The following is a 23425-nucleotide window of genomic DNA, read 5'->3' as shown; positions in this document are numbered from 1 at the left end:
TAACAATAAAAAAACAATCGATATATTGACTACCAGAGTCGAAATACTCATCGGATTATTGTTTTAGGTAAAACTTTATAAATTACATCATCATTGGAAAATATAATGTGGCAAACCAATCTAATACTGGCTCAGCGTGAAAAGCTGGGTTTTAAAATATCCCCTCTTCATCAATCCATTTTCTTTGCTTTAACTTGTGGAATTACAGGTTCTATTTATGCGCAAGATGTGAATAAAAATGCACCTACATCTTCTGAAAAAGAAGATGTTCAGCAACTAGAAAGTGTCGTTGTGGTGGGAAATCGTGGAGGTATACGCACCGTTACTGAAAGCCCAGCACCTGTGGATGTAATTAGTGGTGAACAGTTGCTCAAACAAGGTAATACCCTTGCGCTAAGAGACATTTTGGCAAAAGTGATTCCATCTTTCAGTGTTGCTACCGTACCTAGTCAACCTGATGGTTATGGGGCTGTTGCCCGTTCTGCAGGTTTACGTGGTTTGGGTGGTGGTCATACCCTCGTGTTGGTGAATGGAAAACGTCGTCATGTCGGTGCTTTAGCCATTAACAAATACGGTTTTGGTGAAGGCTACCAAGCAGCAGATTTAGACCTCATCCCGATTGGTGCTATTGCACGTGTTGAGGTTTTACGTGATGGTGCTGCGGCGCAGTATGGTTCAGATGCGATTGCTGGAGTGATCAACATTGTACTCAAATCTGCTGATAATGGCGGCAATATTAGTACCACCTATGGTGGACGAGAACACTATGATGGAACTGGTCGAAATGGAGAAACTTTTCAACTGAATGCCAATGCTGGTGCACCTTTGGGTCAAGACGGTTTTATCAATTTTGGTTTTGACCTGAAAAATCAGGATGCTACTACCCGTGCTGGCCCAGTTTCAGGCAGAATTTATTCTAAAGTAAATGGTCAGGATGACCCACGCGAAGCCACAATAGATCGTAATTTAAATAAATTGGGGCTGCCTTCGGTTGAACAGTTTAATGTTTCTGCAAATGCTGAACTTCCTTTAAGTAAAGCTGCAACTTTGTATAGCTACACCACCGCAGGTTGGCGTGATGCTTCTACAGGAGCTTCCTATCGTCGTCCGAACTCTAGATCGGGTATTGTTGAAATCTTCCCGAATGGTACGACACCCGATGTCATTTTAAATGAAACAGATGTTCAAACTGTTTGGGGGCTAAAGGGCGATAATGTACTTGGATGGGCATGGGATGCGAGTAGTTCTTATGGTAAAAATACACAAGATCACTCTACACGAAACAACCTCAATCCATCTCTTGGCCCCTCTAGCCCAACTTCATTTGGTCTACAAAAATATGATGCTTATCAATGGGTCAGCAACCTTGATCTGAAGAAAACCTTCGATATTGGTTTTGGAGCAAACCCACTGAGTGTTGCATGGGGACTAGACTATCGTAAAGAAGGTTGGGCATCTAAAGCCACTGATCCTTTAGCCTATAAAAATGGCGGTTATATTATTCCTACAGGTGATAATGCAGGTTTACCTGCAACCGTTGGAACTTTTGGAGCACGAGTCTTATTACCTGAAGATGAAGCTGATATTAGTCGGACTAACACTGCTGCCTATTTAGATTTAGGGTTAGATGTAACCAAAAACTGGTTTGTGGGTTTAGCAGGTCGTTTCGAACATTATGATGATAGTTCTGGTGATACATTCAACGGAAAAATTAACAGCCGTTATGAATTCACACCTGAACTTGCAATCCGAGGAACCGTAAGTACAGGCTTTATTGCACCGTCGCTATACCAACAAGGATTTGCTAGTACGGGCATTGTAAGCACGGTAAACAATGGCGTCCGCTCAGATGTATACAGTAAATCTGTACGTACTGATTCAGCATTAGGAAAAGCTTTAGGTGCAGAGGCACTTGATCCTACCGAATCGACGAATTTTTCTCTGGGTTTAACTTATAGCCCATTCAAGAATTTTAACCTTGCAGTCGATGCTTATCGTATTGAATTAAAAGACCGTATTGCTTCAACAGCAGGTCTTACTGGTAGTGGTATTAACAACATTTTGGCAGCCAACGGCTTTTCTAACGTCAATTACGTGACTTATTACGCCAACTTATTTGATACAGAAACCAACGGTGTTGATGTTGTTGCAGACTACACCCAACAGCTAAATAAATACGGCCGTATCCGTTGGAGTTTAGGCTTCAACTGGAATGAAACCGATATTACGGGTATCGCGGACAACCCAAGCCAGTTAGACGGTATCAATATTGATCGTATCACCCGTCGTACCAAAGGCATGATTACCGATGCAGATCCGAAAACAAAATTCACCTTAGCAGCAAATTGGCAGTATGCAAAAGTAGATTTGAATACCCGTTTATCTCGTTATGGTAGTTACATTGCACGCAGTGAAACAGCCGCCACAGATCAAACCTTTGATGCTAAATGGATTGTTGATTTAGATGCAACCTACCATCTTACAGACAGTCTTTCATTGACTTTAGGCGCGGACAACTTATTTAACACCTACCCTGAAAAATCCAACATTGTCGATGGTTTGGGTGAGAATTATTATGCACAGCTTTCGCCTTTTGGACTCTATGGTGGCTATTACTATGGTCGTGTCAATTATCGCTTCTAAAAATATTTAAACCAAATGCTTTGGTGAAATTTCAATATCGTTTAAGTCTTTCTGATGGTTCAGAATCGATGATTATTTAAATACTGAATTTCACCAAAGGACTGTTTCACACATTCAAAATTTTTGAGAAAATATATGAGCATTACTATTTGGGGCAGACCCAATTCTTTAAATGTCCACAAAGTACTTTGGCTAGCAGCCGAACTTGGACTTCAATTTGAACATATTCCTGCGGGACAACAGTATGGTGTGGTTGATACTGCCGAGTTTTTGGCGCTCAATCCAAATGGTCTGATTCCTGTCATTCAAGATGGTGACACGGTTTTATGGGAATCAAATACCATTTTGCGGTATCTCACTGAGGTATATGGAAAAAATACATTATGGCTTGAAGACCCTAAACTACGCTTTAGCGCAGAAAAATGGATTGACTGGTATACTACGACCGTCCTGCCAGTGTTTGGAATTGTGTTTTTTAATCTGGTTCGTCAGCCTGAAGATAAAAGAGATTTGGCTGCGGTTAAAGTTGCAGCAGAAAAACTAGAAAAAATATTGGATGTTGCCAATAGCGAGCTGGCTAAACAGCCCTATCTGTCTGGTTCAAATTTTGGGGTTGCCGATATTCCGTTGGCTTTAGCCCTCAATCACTGGTTCAATTTAGATGTTGAACGCAAGCATGATCATACGCACTTAAAAGCATGGATCGAACGCATCCGAGCACGGGAGCACTTTTTAAAAGTGGCTAATATTCTTTAGTTAAGCATTATTGCTCTATTTTTAAAAATTTTAGCTTTAAATAGCATAAGGCTGTTCTATCTATGAACGGTCTTATTGCATATAAATTGATTTATTTAGTAGAGATATTAAAAATAGATGCAGAGAGAAAATAAATACAAATAAAATAGATATCTTGAATATAAAATAAATTATCTTTAATTATTATAAGTCGCTATATTTGATTAAGCTATTATCCCTTTTTATAAAAATACTAATCTAAAAAAGTTTGTTTTCTATTTTTAAAAAATAACTCATTATGTTTTTAATGTTTTATTCAGCTAAATTAATTTTCTTATTTGTAAGTTAATGGGGAAATTCAAATCTGAAGAATTTTTTCATATTCAAAATTAAGCCGATTTAACTTAAGAAATAAAGAAGATTCTGCAATGACAATTAAATCTTATTGAATGGTGCATTACTGATATGAGTGAAGTCAGTCGAAGTCCTTATAAAAAGGCAATTTTGTTTGAACAACTTCAAAATGTTCAGTCCAATGTATTTCATGCTGTCGATCCATATCCATTTGCTGCCAATCTAGCAAATTCGATCTCAGCAGAAAAACCTGTTCAAACCAACAACATTTTTTGGGCAATTGCTGCTGTTCTGTCATTACATTACGGCATCTTTTATCTTGCGAAGCATCTTCCTACTCCACCTTTGATTGTGAAAAAACCAGAACCTATCGCGGTTGTAATTGAAAAACCCAAGGAAGAGCAGCCTAAGGTGATTGAACCAAAACTCAAACAGGAAATACAAAAGCCGATTATTCCACCTGTTTCCGCAAAACCTCAGCCTGTCCAAAAACAAGTGGTTGAAAAGTCCGTGCAGAAACCTGTAGTACAAAAATCAATTGAGCAGCCTAGACCTACCGCTAAATCAGTTGCTCAACCTGCACAGCAGGTTGGACCTACAGAAAACGTCACACCGACCCAGAAAGTTGCTGAACCTGTGAGTAAGCCCACACAAGAAAACTTACCTGTGACAGCAGCCAAAGGTTATGCCGGTTATCTGAGCAATCCTGCCCCTGAGTACCCAGAAGTGGCGTTAGACCGTGGTTGGGAAGGTGTTGTGCTGTTACGTGTGAAGGTCTCACCTACAGGCAGTCCTCTGGAAATCAACCTGAAAAATAGTAGCGGCAAAAAAGTACTAGATGATGCGGCTGTAAAAACTGTGAAGCGCTGGAAATTTTCACCGGCGCTGCGTGGCAACACGCCAGTAGAAGGTTGGGTCGATGTTCCGATTCACTTCAAATTACCCAATTAAACTGTAAAATTTTATCTTAGGAAAATTCGATATGTCTGATATTAATACGATTATTCATGATGCAACCATTTGGTTATTGATCGGTTTTTCGATCGTAACCTGGGTTTTAATTGTGGTGAAAGCTATACAAACCTCAAAAGCTACCAAAGAGAGTAAACTTTTTGTCGATAGTTTTTGGTCAGCCCAGAACTTGGCAGATGCAATTGGTCAGTCTGAAGATGCTCAGGGACCTACAGCACGTATTGCTCAAACAGGTTTTAAAACCTTAACTGAAGCCAATGAAAAAACTCATCAAGATTTACAACAAACATGGAGTCGTCAAGATTTGTTAGAGCGACACTTACGCAAGCAAATTCTTACTGAACGCCGTCAACTCGAAAAAGGTTCTGCCATCCTCGCAAGCATTGGGAATAATGCCCCATTTATTGGTTTATTTGGAACGGTGTTTGGGATTATTCATGCCTTACAAGCAATCGCCCAATCTGGCAGTGCCAGTATGGATGTGGTTGCAGGTCCAATTGGTCAAGCACTGGTTGCAACAGGTATTGGTATTGCTGTGGCTGTGCCTGCTGTACTTGCCTATAACTATTTTGTCCGTAAAGTGAAAAGTATTGGCGCAGATTTAGACGACTTTGCAACAGACTTTGTCAGCCTCACTCAAAAGGTTGGTTTCCAACTCCCAGCCAAAACTCAAACTACACATATTGCAGCAAAAACAGTTACGGCTCAGCAGTTGATATCTCAAGACAAGGAGGCTTTGGCTTAAATGGCGATTTCAACTTCTCAAGATGATGATGTGGTCAGTGACATCAACATTACTCCGCTCGTCGATGTCATGTTAGTGCTATTGATCGTGTTTATTGTGACAGCACCTTTGTTAACCAACAGCGTGAAGGTCAACTTACCGAAAGCTGCTCCAACACAATCGACAGATCAAAACAAAGCACTGGTGATTAGTGTAAAACCAGATGGTGCAATCTTCTTAGACAAAGCCCCTGTCAGTCTCGAAAATTTTGAGCAAGAAATCACACAGCGTAAAAATGCCAACAGCAAGTTAGCATTAAACTTAAATGCCGATGAAACCGTTCCTTATGGGACGGTGGCTAAACTTTTAGCCAGTATAGAACGCGTCGGCGTAGAGAAATTATCAGTGATTACTGAACCGAAATGATCGATTATTCATTTGAAGTCTACACATAGACAACATTTCGAGCTGTAATAATAAAAAAGCACCATCAGGTGCTTTTTTATTTATTCAATGTAATCCAACTACTATGCTGAGAGACTTAGCGACTCACACGTTGAATTGCCTCATCATAAGTCGCACTTGGTTTATATTGGTTTGCTAATTGGTAATGCTGTTTGGCTTGAGCATAGTCCTGATTATTTTCATAAATTTTACCAATGTTGTAATGTGAGTATGCTCTGGTATTATCATTAGATGCTAAGGCAATCGCCTTTTGATTTGCCCATAAAGCCTCAGATGAACGATTCAACTTTTGATAAGCAACGGCAAGATTACTATAGGTTTGTCCAACGTTTGGATTGTAATCAATAGATTGTTGATAAATCAGTGCAGCTTGTTCAAATTGATTGTTTTTATAGGCTTTATCCGCTTTCAAATTTAGCGCTTTGGCCCGTGCCTGTGCATTAGCTGAAACAGGAACGTATTGTACTTGAGTTGCTTGGCTTTGATAACTCGACACAGTTGAGCCAACTTGGTTCGCTCCAACAGTTGTCCCTGAAATACGATTAATATCTTGGATTTCGCCCTCAGGACTAATGCGAAACACAGTCCATAAATTCCCTGTCAGTCCTGTAGGAATATAATAAGAACGTATCAATGACTCGCCTGCATAAACCATAACTTTGGCTTGGCTATTCGACAGGTTCGTAGTATTAGGTTGAGCACGATCTGAATAATCATGGACCGAATAAACATAATATTGTCCGTCTAAACGTTTATCGATGGTTACTGTTTCAGGACCATAAGCGTCTGTATCATCAACATCCAAATTGGCATCTTGCCCTTGTTTATTGTCCCAATATACATGTTGATTTCTATAGCTTAAATGTGAGTCTAAATCTAAGGGACTCTGCCCCCAGTTTAAAACGATTCGCATACTGTTTAAGTCTTTTAATACAGGACTTAAAGCATAGGTCATACCATCACAAGGACATTTTGCAACTAGTGTTGAATAGCCTGATTTTTTGATAATCAATAAATTGTCTGCACCATTCGTACTGCTACTGTTCACCGTTGCACGTCCGTCTACATTGGTTGAAGCTGATGCAGACTGTTCACCATTTTTTTGTAAAATGACTTGTGCATTAGCAATATTTTGATCTTTTACCGTTGCACTTAAAACATGAATATTAGTGGTATCTGCATAGCCCAAAGCAGGGATGCTTAAACCAAGTATAGAAGAATAAAGTAGATGTTTTTTCATTGTTTATCTCTTATTAAGTTGCATATTGCATTTTAAAGTCTTATCAACACTACGACTCAAACATTAAATCATGCTGTACATTTATTGCGTATGCTATGGCTAAGGATAGATACCACCAGGTTGTTTTCAACATAGATTACACGATGAACATTTAACAAGCTAATGAAGATATTTTCGACACTTATGCAATTTGGAAAGTTTGAAAGCTTTACTCATGTAACGAATCACTCTCTATTTTGATCAAGCAGGTTGTATAATTAACCACAGGTTATGATTTATTTAATTCTAATATGAAGAATACGTTTTCTGACAATAAGCAAGTTAAAGTAGTTTCGAATTTTCACGAACTCGTGAATGCACATTTTCAAGGCGAAATGAATGCGCTTTGCTGGTCCAGAAATTTGCTTGGAGATTTCCAAGAAATCGTCGCTAAGCTTGAATTAAAAGAGAATATTACAGAGGTTTCTGCGGATCATCTTTTGGCGTTACAGCTTTCAGAATTAGGTAATTTAGCGCGAGAAACAATCTTAAATGATATACAACTATTGACGGATTACGGCGCATCTCCTTCGCTTAACTTACTAAAAAGTTATGAACGGGACGAAGAGTTTGATTTTATTGCAACAGATGTATACTCCTATCATGTCGATCGTTCGCCTATCGCAACAGATACTTTTTTATGTACCTATCATGGTGCTTCAAGTGAGATTTTGCCGAATGATCAGGTTGTACAAAAAGTGTTGATTCCTGAAATTAGAACAAAGCTCAAAGAACTGCATGATGGCCCAGAAGCCGAATTTGAAGCTTTTCTCGAAGACTATTTTTTTGATCTGCATTATCAGCCTAAACCGAATGTAAAACCTGTAAATTTAGGCTCAGGACATCTTTGGCGTTTAGCGGTAGACCATCCAACACAACAGGTTTTACCCTGTGTTCATAGAGCACCTGTTGAAAAAGATGGTGAATATAGACTGCTTTTGATTTGCTGAATCCTTAGCACTGACTCTGCACAGAATGCCTTAGTGGTTGATCTAACGATAGATGGCTAAAAAGACAGCTCTTTTCATGAACAATCAGTATTTGAACATACAGAAAGTTGCATTCAAATTGCGTCATATATTTTTATAAGCTCTCTCACTAAAAACCCCGCTGTTTTTTTCGAAACGTACTTGGCGAACTACCAACATGGAGTTTAAAAGAACGTGAAAAGTTAGAAGCTGAGGCATAATCCAGTTCTTCCGCAATCTCAAAAATACTTTTACTGGTATGACTTAGCATTTGTTGAGCTTTTTCCATTGAGACATCAGTCTTAATTTGTTGATAGCTTATATTTTTTAACTTTAAATGCCTTTGTAAGGTTTTACTGGAGATATTTAAAAGCTGAGCACATTCTTTCATACTAATAGTTTCAGTCGAGCTCATAAAAAGATGTTTCAACCATAAAACCAAATCCATATTATTTTTTATTTCATAGATTTGTTCTTGGCATTTGAGTTCTATCGCCCTGCGCGTTCCTTCATCGGCTAAATGCAAGGATTGTTGAAGTAAGGGTTTAGTTAAGCGAACTCTAAAACTGGGTTGTTTTAAAGTATTAAAATGAAATTTGACCTTAGATAACCTTAGATAACGTTGAATGTGTAAGGGTTCATTAATGGACATAAAAATATCATAGGCAAGTAGCCTGTCTTCAACTAACTCCTGAATAGAGCAATGTAAAGCAACAGCGATTGCCTCCAAATGAAAATTTAGAGAAAGCGTATCCATGTTATAGACTGGTTCACAGACCAATTCCATAGACTGATCTTCATGATAAAAATAGCTAAATTTGAAACTAGGAATAATTAGGGTGAAATACTTGGAAATATAGATCAAAGCTTGTTCCAAATTATTACTGGTAAGAATGGCATATCCAACTAAATTATGTGAACTGACCTTGAGCGAACGACCTATTTCAAATGCCAAATCATAATTTTTAGGGTATTTAAGGCAAAATGAAACAAATTGACTGACTTGTTCTTGGGTAATTTTTAAATCAGGTGAAGTTAGATATTTTTTTAAATCTACGTGAATACTAGAAAGCACCGATTCTGTTGATATATTTCTTTCTTCAAGAATATTCAGAATCTTAAAATAGTAACGGGCTGGTATGTTCGGAATGTGATTTTGCATAGTCTTATCTTTCTACAAGGCAGCAAATAGGAGCCATTTGCTACCGATTTGACATTAAATTTCTACCATTTCGAAATCAGACTTTGAAACACCACAGTCAGGACACGTCCAACTTTCAGGAATATCTTCCCAAGCAGTTCCTGCTGCAATTCCCTCTTCTGGTATACCATGAGCTTGATCATAGATCCATCCACAAACAATGCATTGATAACGTTTCATGAAACTGTGACCTCTTGTGTGGCATCTGTGAAGTCATCTGCATATTTTTCTAAAATCTTTTTTTGTTCGGGTGCATATACATTTATTTTGTGAATATCACCTTGATAAAATTGAATTACCTGTTTATCCATAATACTAAACCAAAATGGTGGAATAAAGACTTGTAAAAATAAGCTGGCATAGCCAGATGACAGTTGCGGCACATTCTCATAATGACGTAGCGCCTGATAACTTCGAGTTGGATAGGCATGATGATCGGAATGACGCTGTAATTGATACAATAATATATTGCTGAATAGATTATTGTTATTCCAGCTATGAACTGGCATGGTGCGCTCATAACGTCCATTTTCTAATTTTTGACGTTTTAGACCATAATGTTCCATATAATTCACTGCTTCAAAAAGTGTAATCCCATATAAAGCTTGAGTAATTTGAGTCGGCATGATGTTTTTGCCAAAAAATTTTAACATCAATGCATGATAAGTGGCGGACATTGCCCAGCCTTGAAGCAACTCATTATGAATCGACCAAAAAGGAAGCCCTTTACGTTCTAAGCGTCGTTTTTCGATATGAATTGCCGATTTAAAACTACCTTTAACTGTTCTTGGCCAGAATTTCCAGAAGCTTTCACCAAATTGAGAAGATGCTGGATCTTCAGGCGTAGCAACACGGAGGTGATGACCATAAGGATGCTCAATTCGAAAGTGGTTATAGCCTGTAGGGGCTAGGCACAAATGAGATAAATAATGTTGTAATTTACCTGACTTATGGCTGAGTTCATGGGCAGTATTAATCGCTACACCATTGACGACACCCAGTGTCAGACCAATTAAAATACGATCGCTTGTGGGTGTACTTTCTTTACTGGCAATATAATTTCCATAGATATTGGCAATGTATTGCAACGGAATGTATAGGTTAACAATTTTGGCGTAATACGGGTCTGCTTCTAATTCAGCAATGGCCTCTTCGGGTGGGTTTTCAGGGTCTTGTCCGATGTATTTATCCAGTACAGGAATTAAACCATGTAAAACCAAGGGGCCTGCAGCAGCAAAGAGCTTTTTCGTTTTTTTAGGTCCAAATTGATAACCAAGCAATGCAACATTGGCAATATTTGGAATTACTAAACCAAGCATCCATAATTTTCTTTTTTTGTCTTTAAATTTAGGGGCTTCTGCAGTAAGTTTTGTAATAGCATTCATTTAACAACCTCATCAAGTATGACTTTGAGTTGTATAATGATTGTTGATTATGACCCAATTTAGGATGCTTTAAAGGACATAATCTATTCTTTAGTGGACATTTAACATTGTAGTCAAGCTGAAATTTGAACGTTGGAAATGATGTCTGCAGTCCATCAATAATTTTATGAAAATAAAAATGCTTTACAATTTTCAAGCATTATCAGTCTTAAGTGGTGTTTCAGTTTCTGAATAATAAATATTCATTAGACGTTTCGCATTATCCTCACAACTCATATCTTGTGGTTTATTTTGAATTGTTTCAATCAGTTGTATGAGGACATCTTCAGAATATTTACGGTAGCCGTTTGCTAGTCTTTTGGCAAGGGAAATAAAACTGATTTTAGTCATTTAGATTTTTTCAGCTAATACATCTCCATAATATATACAGACTATATAATTAGACATTTAAAGCGAAAACCTCGGCCGTATTTTGCTGTTCAAGCAAGCTATGAATCGTAAAGTTATTATTCTCTTTTTTCTGTTCACATGTAAACTCAGATTTTTGATTCAGAGATAAGGTACATCCACTTAGTAGTGGACATTCAGCAAATAATGCAGCAACCCAATCTACAAACACACGTACCTTAGGCGATAAATGACGATTCTGTAAATAAACCACAGAAATAGGTAAAGGTTCAGGTAAAGATTGATGTAGAACTTCCTTGAGTGCACCAGACTCCAGATGTTTTGCAACCATGAAGTAAGGACATTGAATTAAACCAAAGCCTTGAAGTGCCAGTTCAATATACGAGTCACCATCATTGACAGAAACTGGTCCATTGACTGAAATACTTTGAATTTCACCATCTACCACAAAATTCCAGTCAATATTACGGCCTGTACGACTGTTGAAATATTGCACGACCTGATGCTGCTTTAAATCTTCAATTGTTTCTGGTTTACCGTGTTCAGCGAAATATTTTGGCGATGCAACAGTCACAAACTGAACTGTGCCAATACGGCGGGCCACTAAACTAGAGTCTTTAAGCTGACCAATCCGAATCACGCAATCCACAGCATCCTGAACTAAATCTACAGGGCGGTCATTCATCCCAATGACTAAATCGATATCAGGATATTTCGCATGAAAATCACACAACATAGGGATTAAAATCATACGCCCTATGGAGGCTTTAACATCAATTCTTAAACGGCCACGTGGTCCACGCTCAGTGTCATGGAAGTGAGACTCAATGTCCTCAACATCAGCCAGAATTTGTACACTGCGCTCATAATATACAGCACCATCAGGAGTCAAACTAAGCTTACGCGTGGTTCGATTCAATAAGCGAATTTGTAAATGTTTTTCTAATCCCTGAATCGTCGTAGTCACTGAAGCACGAGGTAGTCCTAAGCTATCTGCTGCCAAACTAAAACTGTTGGTTTCGACTACTTTATTAAACACTTTCATGGCATGAAAAAGATCCACGCATTGCTCCTAAGACAGTAACATTTGAAATTCAGTATTAGATTGTTATGAATTTTCGAATAGTGTTATCAAATTTAATATATTTATTCGTAATTCACAAACATTTAAGCTCCGATTTCTTCACCTCACCTGTTTCTCCCATCCGATATGTATTTGTCGTCAAACAGGTATACGAATAAAAATAGGAGCTTTTCATGTCAATTTCCCGCAAACAGTTCACGCTGTCTGCAGTGCTTGTCGCTATTTTAGCTACGGGGGGTAGTTTTATGTTTTTACATAAAAATGCCGATGCTAAAGCTACACAAGATACAAATGCACAAGCTGCTGTGACCGTCGATGTTGCAAATGTTGTGAGCCAAACCATTACCGATTGGCAAGAATATTCTGGTCGCCTAGAAGCCATTGACCAAGTGGATGTCCGACCGCAAATTTCAGGCAAACTCATCGCTGTTCATTTCAAAGATGGCAGTCTGGTCAAAAAAGGTGATTTACTTTTTACGATTGACCCACGACCATTTCAAGCAGAGCTGAATCGTGCCAAGGCACAACTGGCTGCGGCCGAAGCCCAAGTGACTTATTCCACAAGTAATTTATCTCGCAATCGACGTTTGATTGAAAGCAATGCTGTCGCTCACCAAGAGCTTGAACAAGCAGAAAATGAAGCACGCACTGCAAGTGCCAATGTTCAAGCCGCCAGAGCTGCTGTCGAATCAGCACGTTTAAATCTTGAATATACCCGCATTACTGCACCTGTCAGTGGTCGTATCTCTCGTGCCGAAATAACGGCTGGAAACGTGGTATCTGCGGGTAATGGTGCACAGGTTTTAACCAGTATAGTGTCAGTTGCCCGTTTATACGCATCTTTTGATGTCGATGAACAAACTTATCTGAAATATTTGAGTGATCAAAATAATGCCGCTCAGATTCCTGTATCTATGGGACTTGCTAATGAAGAAGGTTTTTCACATACAGGTGTAATTAGTTCATTTGACAATAATTTAAATACCACATCGGGAACGATTCGTGTCCGAGCTACTTTTGATAATCCTAAAGGGTCTCTCCTTCCTGGTTTGTATTCTCGCATTCGACTGGGAGGTGGGCAGCCTCGTGCCGCAATTTTGATTAGTCCAACCGCAATTGGGGTCGATCAAGATAAACGCTTTGTCGTGGTTGTAAATAGTAAAAACCAAACCATGTACCGCGAAGTAAAACTGGGCACAGTTCAAAATGGCTTGCAAATTGTTGAGAGCGGACTACAAGCAGGTGAGCGGATTGTCGTGAATGGTTTACAGCGCATTCGACCTGGGGATCCTGTTACACCGCATCAAGTCATCATGCCAAATAGCCAAGTTTCAACTGCGCAACAACCTCAGCCAACTGAAAACACAGCTAATTCGGCAGCGGGTTAATCTCATATGAATATCTCTAAATTTTTTATTGATCGGCCGATCTTTGCAGGTGTGCTATCAGTCCTGATTGTATTAGCGGGGATATTGTCAGTTTTTAAACTGCCTATTTCTGAATATCCAGAAGTTGTTCCACCTTCTGTGGTTGTGCGTGCACAGTATCCAGGTGCAAACCCTAAAGTGATTGCTGAAACCGTGGCTTCTCCGCTTGAAGAATCGATCAACGGCGTTGAAGACATGTTGTATATGCAATCTCAAGCCAATAGCGATGGTAATTTAACCGTTACTGTGAGCTTTAAACTTGGGGTGGATCCAGATAAAGCACAACAACTGGTACAAAATCGGGTATCACAGGCTTTGCCACGTTTACCCGAAGATGTTCAGCGTTTAGGGGTGACGACCCTGAAAAGCTCTTCCAACTTAACCATGGTGGTGCATTTAACTTCGCCAGATAATCGTTACGACATGACCTACTTACGCAACTATGCGGTGCTGAATGTCAAAGACCGTTTAGCACGTTTGCAAGGTGTGGGTGAAGTCGGTTTATTTGGTTCTGGGGATTATTCTATGCGGATCTGGCTCGATCCACAGAAAATCTCTGCGCGTAATTTAACGGCAAGTGAAATTGTCAGTGCCATTCGTGAGCAAAATATTCAGGTTGCCGCAGGAACCATCGGTGCATCTCCAAGTAATGCTCCGCTTCAGCTTTCGGTAAATGCACAAGGTCGTTTAAGTACAGAGCAAGAATTCTCCGATATCATTTTAAAAACAGATCCAGACGGTGCGGTAACTCGTTTGGGTGATGTTGCCCGTGTTGAGCTTGCAGCATCGCAATACGGTTTGCGTTCATTACTTGATAATAAACAAGCGGTTGCCATTCCAATTTTCCAAGCACCGGGTGCGAATGCACTGCAAGTGTCTGAGCAAGTCCGTGACACCATGCAGGAATTGTCTAAAGATTTTCCTTCATCGGTGAAGTATGAAATTGTTTACGATCCAACTCAGTTCGTTCGCGCAAGTATTAAAGCGGTTGTCAGTACTTTGCTAGAAGCAATTGCACTGGTTGTCGTGGTGGTAATTTTATTCCTGCAAACATGGCGTGCTTCGATTATTCCTTTACTTGCAGTGCCTGTGTCTATTATTGGTACATTTGCATTAATGCTAGCCTTTGGCTATTCCATTAATGCACTTTCGCTGTTCGGGATGGTCCTTGCGATTGGTATTGTGGTCGATGATGCGATTGTGGTGGTGGAAAATGTCGAGCGGAATATTGAAGCTGGACTCAGTCCAAGGGATGCAACCTACCGTGCCATGCGTGAAGTAAGTGGACCGATTATTGCCATTGCATTAACGCTGTGTGCAGTATTTGTCCCGCTAGCCTTTATGACAGGTTTAACAGGTCAATTTTATAAACAGTTTGCCATGACCATTGCGATTTCAACGGTCATTTCGGCATTTAACTCACTTACGTTATCCCCTGCTTTAGCTGCAATCTTGCTGAAAGGTCATGATGCTAAGCCCGATGCTTTAACACGAGGCATGAACCGAGTCTTTGGGCGATTTTTTAAGGCATTTAACCGCCTATTCTCACGTGCGTCAGATCAATATGGTCTTGGTGTAAGTCGGGTGATTTCGCATAAAACCTCAGCGATGGGCGTTTATGCCATTCTACTCGGTTTAACCATTGGTATTTCCTATATTGTGCCCGGTGGATTTGTTCCTGCTCAGGACAAACAGTATCTGATTAGTTTTGCGCAATTACCGAATGGTGCCTCTTTAGACCGTACTGAAGCCGTCATTCGAAAAATGAGTGATACTGCGTTAAAACAACCTGGTGTTGAAAGTGCAATTGCCTTTCCCGGCTTATCGATTAATGGTTTTACCAACAGTTCCAGTGCAGGCATTGTTTTTGTCACACTAAAACCTTTTGAAGAGCGTAAAAGCAAAGAGCTTTCAGCCAATGCGATTGCGGGTGCTTTAAACCAAAAATATGCTGCCATACAAGAAGCCTATATTGCTGTTTTCCCACCGCCACCAGTAATGGGACTCGGCACAGTGGGTGGTTTCAAAATGCAGCTTGAAGACCGCAGCGCATTGGGTTATTCCGCATTAAATGACGCTGCACAGAACTTTATGAAAGCAGCACAAGCCGCACCCGAACTCGGTCCAATGTTTTCAAGCTATCAAATTAATGTACCGCAGTTAAACGTAGACCTCGATCGTGTTAAAGCCAAGCAACAAGGTGTTGCTGTTACAGATGTATTTAACACCATGCAAATTTATCTGGGCTCACAATATGTAAATGACTTTAACCGTTTTGGACGTGTTTATCAGGTACGTGCACAAGCTGATGCCCCATTTCGTGCAAATCCAGAGAATATTTTGCAATTAAAAACCCGCAACAGTGCTGGGCAGATGGTGCCTTTATCTTCTCTGGTGAATGTCATACAAACTTATGGTCCAGAAATGGCCGTACGTTATAACGGATATACTGCTGCGGATATTAATGGTGGCCCTGCTGCTGGTTATTCATCTAGTCAGGCAGAAGCTGCTGCAGAACGCATTGCCGCTCAAACCTTACCGCGTGGAATTAAATTTGAATGGACAGATTTAACCTACCAGAAAATTCTGGCAGGCAACGCTGGGCTATGGGTCTTCCCGATTAGCGTATTGTTGGTATTTTTAGTTTTGGCTGCGCAGTATGAAAGTTTAACTCTACCACTGGCTGTGATTCTTATTGTACCGATGGGGATTTTAGCTGCGCTTACAGGGGTGTGGCTGACTAATGGTGATAACAATATCTTCACGCAAATCGGCTTAATGGTACTGGTGGGACTGGCCTGTAAAAACGCGATTTTGATTGTGGAATTTGCTAGAGAACTTGAAATGCAAGGCATGACCGCATTTAAAGCAGCAGTTGAAGCGAGCCGTTTACGTTTACGCCCAATTCTAATGACTTCAATTGCATTCATTATGGGTGTTGTTCCCCTTGTGACTTCTACAGGTGCGGGCGCAGAAATGCGTCATGCAATGGGCGTTGCCGTATTCTCAGGCATGATCGGGGTTACCTTCTTTGGCTTATTCCTGACCCCTGCCTTCTATGTACTCATTCGGACTTTAAACCGTGGACATAAGCTGCATTCAGCCAGTCCGCATGAAGCTCCAATCAATCCAAATCACTCATAAGGACGATATGATCATGCCTAAAAAACAGATCTGGTTAATGTCCTCGCTCATGGGAAGTCTGCTGCTCGCAGGCTGCTCACTGGCACCACAATATGAACCAGAAAGGGTTGTCATTCCATTACAATTTAAAGAAGCCAACCCCTTACAAGAAAATGAAAACTGGAAAATAGCACAACCGAGTGATGCAGCCTCCAGAGGTGAATGGTGGCTTAGTTTTCAAGATGCTCAACTGAATGCACTTGAGCAACAAGCCATTCGTGAAAACCAAAACTTAAAAGCAATTGCTGCAAATGTTCAAGCATCACGTGCTTTGAAATCCGCGGCAAAGGCTGAACAATTGCCGAGTATAGGTGCGGGCTTTGGTCCAGCCCGACAAAAACTTTCACCTGCATCTCAGGGGCTTGATGCGAATGCGGATACCTCCGCCCAGACGTTATGGCGTGCGCAGGCAAATGTATCCTATGAGTTAGACTTATTTGGTCGTATTGCAAGTAGTGTCAATGCAGCAACAGCAGACACGCAGCAACAAGAAGCCTTATATCACTCTGCACTTTTAGCTTTACAAGCTGATGTCGCGCAAAATTATTTTCAGATCCGCCAGCTTGATACGGAACAAATCATTTATGAACGAATGATTAAATTGCTGACTGAATCACGCGATTTAATGCAAGCTCGTTTTAAAAATGGAGCCGTCAGTGAAATGGATGTATTTCGTGCACAAACGGAATTGTCTACAGCACAGACTGGTTTATTGAGTCTTATGCGTCAACGAGCAAATACAGAACATGCGCTTGCCGTGTTATTAGGCAAGACACCTGCGGAGTTTAATTTGGCGCAGCAAAGCTTAACGATTAATACCATTCAAGTACCTGCAGGTTTACCTTCTAGTCTTCTTGAAAGACGTCCTGATGTTGCCGCTGCTGAACGTGCTATGGCGGCGGATAATGCCCGAATTGGTATTGCACGTGCTGCTTTTTTCCCACGACTTAGTCTTACTGGAGCACTGGGCTATGAGTCTTCAACGCTTGGAGATTTAGCGCAATGGTCGAGTCGCACTTTCTTGCTGGGACCTATCGCAGGGACAATTTTATCCTTACCTTTATTTGATGGTGGTCAACGTAAAGCAGGCGTCGCACAGGCCAGAGCGGCCTATGAAGAAAGCGTTGCCAATTATCGACAAACTGTACTGAATGCATTTCGTGAGGTTGAAAATGGGCTGACGGATCAACGTATTCTGGATCAACAAATGAATACTCAAACGCAAGCCCTGATTGCTTCACGTCATGCCAATAAACTTTTACATCTGCGTTATCGTGAAGGTGTGGTGAGTTATTTAGACGTTATAGATTCTGACCGCACTGTTCTTCAGCAAGAGCAATTGGCGATACAACTCAAAGGTAGCAGAATAATTGCAAGTGTGGACTTAATTCGAGCATTAGGAGGTGGTTTGACAACTCAGGATCAAACCTAAGTTTTACCGCAACCGATCAGACTTACGGGTATGAATGGGTAATATGCTCATTCATACCTAAGCTATTCAAATTGCACCAGCACCATAAAACAGTCCCAACGGATTGTGTTTTTATCGGCCATAAAGCCTGTACATCATGTCTTCATTCGTATGGTCTTCATGGCCAGTTCAGATTATAAAAAAAAGTCCGTATCACTCTGAATTTTTGGCGAAATATGCTGCTCAACCCATGTTAACCATGCTCTTGTTTTAGCATCAATAAAATGACGTGATGGTATTAAGGTATAAACGCCAATATCAGGCGATCTCCAATCTGATAAAACACGGCGTAATCGTCCAGTACGTACCGCTTCAATTACAGTAAAGGTCGGAAGCAATGCAATACCCATGTCTTGTTGTACCATGTCCAGTAACAGTTCCGGTGTATCTGCAATCAATGGTCCCGTAATATCAATTTGATACGAGCAACTTTTTTCACTGATAAGATGCCATTGCGGTGTAATTGAGGGATTTACCAATCTTAAACATGCATGTTTTTGTAAATCATCTAATGATTTTGGCTCACCATATTTTTCTAAATAGGTTGGTGATGCACAAAGTAATGAAAATATTGTCCCAATTTGACGAGCAACAAAGCGTGAATCAGCCAAAGATTCCGCGAGATATAAACTAACGTCAATTCCTTTACCTAAAAGGTCTGGTACATTCTGTGAAGTACGATATTCCACTGTCAGTTCTGGATAGGTTTGACAGAACTCCGCCATCGTCGGAGATACATAATGATGACCAAAACTGGCCATACTCAACACACGTAACCGTCCCTGAGGTTTAGTTGCCCTTCCCATTGCTTGAGTTTCGGCTTCTTCCACCATTGCGAGTACATGACGACATTGCTCTGCATAAGTTGCACCAATATCGGTCAATGCGTGTTGCCTCGTGGTTCGTTGTAGTAATTTTGTTCCTAAACGCCCTTCTAACTCACTAATGAGTCGCGACACTTGCGCTGTTGTCAGTTCCATCTGCTCTGCGGCGGCTGTAAAGCTTCCACTATCAATGACTTTCAGGAAAGCTTGCATTGCATGGAGTAATCCACCATCAAGATTTTTGCGCATAACGTAAATATCTTTTGCTTAATTACGCATTGTTGCACCAGTCTGGATCAATCACAATGACATTAATGTACATACATTGAGCAGTTTTTTGTGTTCTGAACAAACTGATCAACCTTTTTCCGAGTATGTCATTTACTCCAAATATTCAACGGGATGTTGAGAAAATAAAGTAGCTCGAACTACAAAATTCCAAGGAGAAATAAATGAATATAGCGACAAAATTTACTCCACATAAGATTCCAACAAAGGATGTATCACTTGATGATAAATATCTAAGTGATGACGGTACTGCTTACATGACAGGTATTCAGGCAATGGTGCGTTTACCACTTGCGCAAACACGGCGGGATACTTTAAACGGTTATCATACTGCTGGTTTTATTTCAGGTTATCGAGGTTCCCCTGTCGGAAACTATGATAATTTTCTCTGGCAAGTTGAAGGCATACTCAAAGACCATCATGTGGTTTTTCAACCTGGCGTAAATGAAGATCTCGCTGCTACTGCAATTTGGGGTACCCAACAAGCAAACCTCACAGGTCAAGGTAAATATGATGGCGTGACTGCTTGGTGGTATGGTAAAGGTCCGGGTGTAGATCGTTCTGGAGATGTTTTCCGTCATGCCAATCTTGCAGGAACATCAGAGTTAGGCGGTGTGGTTGCCTTCTTTGGTGATGATCATTCTTGTAAATCATCAACTGTGCCGCACCAGTCAGAACACGTGATGATTGGCTGTGGCATTCCAATTTTTTATCCAACGTCCATACAACAAATTCTTGATTTAGGTGTTCATGCCATCGCAATGTCACGCTTTGCTGGGGTATGGACTTCAATGAAACTGGTCAGTGAAATTGTTGAAACCTCTGCTTCTGTTCATGTTGATTTAGATCGCGTTACTCCCGTATTACCCCAAAATATGCAAATGCCAGAAGATGGTGTCAACATACGTTGGCCAGATCATGGCATTCAACAAGAAGAGCGTCTTTATAAATATCGTTTACCCGCTGTATTGGCTTATGCCCGTGAAAATGAACTGAATCAGGTGACGTGGCATTGTCCTGATGCACGTATTGGTATTGTTGCAAGTGGTAAAGGTTATTTAGATACCATCGAAGCCTTACGTATTTTAGGTATTGAAGGTGAAACAGCCGAGCAACTTGGTCTTCGAGTGTATCAAGTTGCTTTAATTTGGCCCTTGGAACCACAAGGTCTACATGAATTTGCTGAAGGTTTAGAAGAACTGATTGTTGTAGAGGAAAAACGCCCAATTCTGGAAGCACAAATTAAAGATGAACTCTATGCACTTCCAGATGGCAAACGCCCTCGGATCATTGGTAAAGCCTGTGATGGTAAAGGTGAATGGAGTACATCGATTGATGAAGCCCCTTTGATTGGCCATTATGAGTTCCAACCTGAACCTATTGCAAAAATGTTGGCAGCTCGGTTCTTAAAATTAGATATTCCAGAAAGTTTAAAAACGCACATTCAGAATAAAGTTGAGCTATTGCAAAAAGCAGAGCAAGCGTCACAGCATGTTTTAGATATCGCAGAACGCAAACCTTTCTTTTGTAGTGGCTGCCCTCACAACTCATCAACTAAGTTACCCGAAGGTAGTCGCGCACTGGGCGGGATCGGTTGTCATTATATTGCCGTGTTACAGAATCATGGAACAGAAACATTCTCACAAATGGGCGGCGAAGGCGTAAGTTGGGCTGGTGCTTCCCATTTCACCAATGAAAAGCATATTTTTGCCAATCTAGGCGATGGAACCTATTTCCATTCAGGCTATCTGGCTATCCGCCAAGCGATTGCTGCAAAACTCAATATGACCTACAAAATTCTCTATAACGATGCAGTGGCAATGACGGGTGGACAGCATGTCGATGGTCATCTTAGCGTGGCACAACTAACACGACAACTTGATGCAGAAGGCATCACAAAACAAGTGATCGTCACAGATGAACCTGAATTGATTCATGCTGAAGAAGGTATAGCGTCTCATGTTGAGATTTACCATAGAAATGAATTAGATGATGTTCAGCGCAAATTACGTGAAATTTCTGGTGTTACAGCATTAATTTATGTTCAAACCTGTGCCAGTGAAAAACGCCGTCGTCGTAAACGTAATGCTTATCCAGATGTTGCAGAGCGAGTTTTTATTAATAGTGAGATTTGTGAAGGTTGTGGGGACTGTTCTAAAAAGTCCAATTGTTTATCTATCGAACCTATTGAAACGGCGTTAGGAACAAAACGTCAAATCAATCAAAGTAGTTGTAACAAAGACTTCTCATGTGTCGAAGGTTTCTGTCCAAGTTTTGTGACCGTACATACCCGCGACATAAAAAGCCCAGAAGTATTTAAAGGTATAGAAGCTGGCTGGCCAGAAAAGCCAATCATCCCAGAGTTAGATCAACAACCCATCCGCATTATGGTTGGTGGTATTGGTGGTACAGGCGTAGTGACCGCAGGTGCTTTACTTGGTATGGCTGCACATTTGGAGAATAAAGCAGCACGTATTATGGATATGGCTGGACTTGCTCAAAAAGGTGGTACAGTTTATTCCTACATACAGCTTGCGACAGAAGATGATCAAATCTCTGCAACCAAAATTCCTGCGGGTCAATGTGATGTTTTAATCGGTGCAGATGCCATTGTTGCAGGAAGTAATGCAGCACTTTCACGTTTAAAAGCGGATGCTGTTGTCATCGTGAATGAAGATGGTTCCCCTACTTCTGCTTTCCTTGAGTCGCGTGACTGGTATGCACCAATTACTGATTTAATTCAGCGACTTCGTGGTCGGACGACACAAGGTAAACTAATATCTTTACCTGTAACACGTATTGCCACACAAGTACTAGGTGATGCAATATTTGCAAATCAGATTTTACTTGGCATGGCTTGGCAAGCAGGTCAGATTCCGTTGAAACGTGAAAGTATTGAAAAGGCAATTCACCTAAATGGTACAGCTACTGAAAAAAACCTTGAAGCTTTCCGCATTGGTTGCCATTTGATTAGCAATCCTGACTTGATAAAAAACATTATTGCAACGATACCAACAACGCGTAAACCAACTACGTTGGCTGAACTCGTTGAAGATCGTTCTGCGCGTCTGGTCGAGTATTGGAATGATGATTATGCAACGCAGTATCGAAATCATGCTGAACAAGCAGCCAAAGTATTGCCTGAAGAACTCGCTGAAACAATTGCGACACAGCTCTATAGAGTCATGGCCTATAAAGATGAATATGAAGTTGCACGCTTACTCACAGGAAAAAGTTTTAAACAATCAATCGAAGCACAGTTTGGTCAAGGGTTACGTTTAACCTATCACTTAGCTCCTCCTGCTTTGGGTGCTCATGGTGCTATACGCAAACGTGCTTTCGGCTATTGGATGCGTATTCCAATGATGATTCTTGGTCGACTACAGTGGCTTAGAGAAACATTCCTTGATCCATTTGCTTTACAGCAAGAACGTCAAAAAGAACATGCGTGGCGTGATCGTTATATCGCATTTGTCAAAGCGATTAGTTCTGCACCTGAAAAATATGACTTATCTGTGGCAGAGAAAATCGCTCAATTACCAGCAGATGTACGTGGTTTTGGCCATGTCAAAATGCAAGCAATGGAAACCGCAATACAACGTTGGGATCAACTTTCATTGAGTCTTCGTAAAGCTGATCAATAACAGGAATAAGTGTTTATCAACAAGTAGCTGATACAGGATCAAACTTAGCTTATATTCATACTAAGCTTATATTGATCAGGTTCAGCTACTTTATATTTATGATCTAACAGCGAGCATAAATACAATGTAGAGGTTCTCTAAATAATCACGACTTAGCTGCGATGAAATTTAAGAAATCTTCTCAAATACATTCGTCAGGTTTATAAGCCATAACGGTTATTAAACAAATAATTTATATGAATAAGATATTGGAAGTTATAGATAAATTTAAAAATTATTGATGAACTAGCCCCTCGGTGAGCATAAGTTAAATACCCTAAACGTGGCTCTAGCTTACATAACTCAAATAAATATAAATGCGCTAAAGAAA

17 protein-coding genes are annotated in these 23425 nt (G+C 40.4%); 10 read left to right on the top strand and 7 right to left on the bottom strand.

Features of this window, described 5'->3' with window-relative positions:
- Positions 1-105: 105 nt before the first annotated feature.
- From C3F34_RS16645 to C3F34_RS16625, 5 genes are all read left to right on the top strand, one after another.
- Positions 106-2643: a TonB-dependent receptor plug domain-containing protein gene (locus tag C3F34_RS16645; protein ID WP_052662144.1), complete on the top strand. Its 2538-nt coding sequence runs from the start codon at positions 106-108 to the stop codon at positions 2641-2643.
- A 135-nt stretch (positions 2644-2778) separates the two neighbouring features.
- Positions 2779-3399, top strand: a complete 621-nt coding sequence (locus tag C3F34_RS16640; protein WP_104442139.1) for a glutathione S-transferase family protein — start codon at positions 2779-2781, stop codon at positions 3397-3399.
- Between the two features lie 444 nt (positions 3400-3843).
- Positions 3844-4683, top strand: a complete 840-nt coding sequence (locus C3F34_RS16635) for an energy transducer TonB (protein WP_104442138.1) — start codon at positions 3844-3846, stop codon at positions 4681-4683.
- A gap of 31 nt (positions 4684-4714) precedes the next feature.
- Positions 4715-5449, top strand: coding sequence for a MotA/TolQ/ExbB proton channel family protein (locus C3F34_RS16630; RefSeq protein ID WP_104442137.1), 735 nt, complete (start codon positions 4715-4717; stop codon positions 5447-5449).
- Positions 5450-5854: an ExbD/TolR family protein gene (locus C3F34_RS16625; RefSeq protein WP_044740681.1), complete on the top strand. Its 405-nt coding sequence runs from the start codon at positions 5450-5452 to the stop codon at positions 5852-5854.
- A gap of 115 nt (positions 5855-5969) precedes the next feature.
- Here C3F34_RS16625 and C3F34_RS16620 read toward each other — a convergent pair whose 3' ends face one another.
- On the bottom strand, positions 5970-7133 hold the full coding sequence (locus tag C3F34_RS16620; RefSeq protein ID WP_104442136.1) for a tetratricopeptide repeat protein: 1164 nt from the start codon (positions 7131-7133) through the stop codon (positions 5970-5972).
- A 290-nt stretch (positions 7134-7423) separates the two neighbouring features.
- On the opposite strand from C3F34_RS16620, the gene C3F34_RS16615 reads away from it, so the two are divergent.
- Positions 7424-8122, top strand: a complete 699-nt coding sequence (locus C3F34_RS16615; protein WP_104442135.1) for a DUF1826 domain-containing protein — start codon at positions 7424-7426, stop codon at positions 8120-8122.
- 148 nt (positions 8123-8270) lie between these two features.
- Here the strand turns inward: C3F34_RS16615 and C3F34_RS16610 are convergent, their stop codons facing one another.
- The 5 genes from C3F34_RS16610 to C3F34_RS16590 form a co-directional block, all read right to left on the bottom strand.
- The gene (locus C3F34_RS16610; protein ID WP_104442134.1) at positions 8271-9302 is read right to left on the bottom strand and encodes a helix-turn-helix domain-containing protein; all 1032 of its coding nucleotides are present in this window, start codon (positions 9300-9302) and stop codon (positions 8271-8273) included.
- 54 nt (positions 9303-9356) lie between these two features.
- Positions 9357-9521 carry a rubredoxin gene (locus tag C3F34_RS16605; protein ID WP_044740685.1) on the bottom strand — a complete coding sequence of 55 codons (165 nt, stop codon included), beginning with the start codon at positions 9519-9521 and terminating at the stop codon, positions 9357-9359.
- A complete protein-coding gene (locus C3F34_RS16600) occupies positions 9518-10726 on the bottom strand; it encodes an alkane 1-monooxygenase (RefSeq protein ID WP_044740686.1) in 1209 nt (402 codons plus the stop codon). The genes C3F34_RS16605 and C3F34_RS16600 overlap by 4 nt, the downstream gene beginning before the upstream one ends.
- A gap of 192 nt (positions 10727-10918) precedes the next feature.
- Complete coding sequence (locus C3F34_RS16595; RefSeq protein ID WP_104442133.1) at positions 10919-11116, bottom strand: hypothetical protein; 198 nt, start codon at positions 11114-11116, stop codon at positions 10919-10921.
- A 49-nt stretch (positions 11117-11165) separates the two neighbouring features.
- Positions 11166-12197, bottom strand: coding sequence for a LysR family transcriptional regulator (locus C3F34_RS16590; RefSeq protein ID WP_104442132.1), 1032 nt, complete (start codon positions 12195-12197; stop codon positions 11166-11168).
- A gap of 194 nt (positions 12198-12391) precedes the next feature.
- Between C3F34_RS16590 and C3F34_RS16585 the strand changes: the two genes are divergently transcribed.
- Genes C3F34_RS16585 through C3F34_RS16575 form a run of 3 tightly spaced genes read left to right on the top strand, consistent with a single transcriptional unit; the run spans position 12392 to position 18260 of the window.
- On the top strand, positions 12392-13606 hold the full coding sequence (locus C3F34_RS16585) for an efflux RND transporter periplasmic adaptor subunit (protein ID WP_104442131.1): 1215 nt from the start codon (positions 12392-12394) through the stop codon (positions 13604-13606).
- Between the two features lie 6 nt (positions 13607-13612).
- Complete coding sequence (locus tag C3F34_RS16580) at positions 13613-16789, top strand: efflux RND transporter permease subunit (protein WP_104442130.1); 3177 nt, start codon at positions 13613-13615, stop codon at positions 16787-16789.
- Between the two features lie 13 nt (positions 16790-16802).
- Entirely contained in the window at positions 16803-18260 is a 1458-nt protein-coding gene (locus tag C3F34_RS16575) for an efflux transporter outer membrane subunit (RefSeq protein ID WP_416333064.1), read from the top strand.
- Positions 18261-18433: 173 nt separating this feature from the next.
- On the opposite strand, the gene C3F34_RS16570 is transcribed toward C3F34_RS16575, so the two are convergent.
- Complete coding sequence (locus tag C3F34_RS16570) at positions 18434-19372, bottom strand: LysR family transcriptional regulator (protein ID WP_016167960.1); 939 nt, start codon at positions 19370-19372, stop codon at positions 18434-18436.
- A gap of 203 nt (positions 19373-19575) precedes the next feature.
- Between C3F34_RS16570 and C3F34_RS16565 the strand changes: the two genes are divergently transcribed.
- Positions 19576-23055 (top strand): indolepyruvate ferredoxin oxidoreductase family protein, encoded by a 3480-nt coding sequence (locus C3F34_RS16565; RefSeq protein ID WP_104442129.1) that lies wholly within the window; start codon positions 19576-19578, stop codon positions 23053-23055.
- Positions 23056-23425: the final 370 nt, after the last annotated feature.

The sequence above is a fragment of the Acinetobacter sp. ACNIH2 genome (assembly GCF_002934965.1).
Lineage (GTDB): Bacteria > Pseudomonadota > Gammaproteobacteria > Pseudomonadales > Moraxellaceae > Acinetobacter > Acinetobacter tandoii.
Note: the sequence above shows the minus strand (reverse complement) of the source record. Positions and strands in the feature narration are given on the sequence as shown.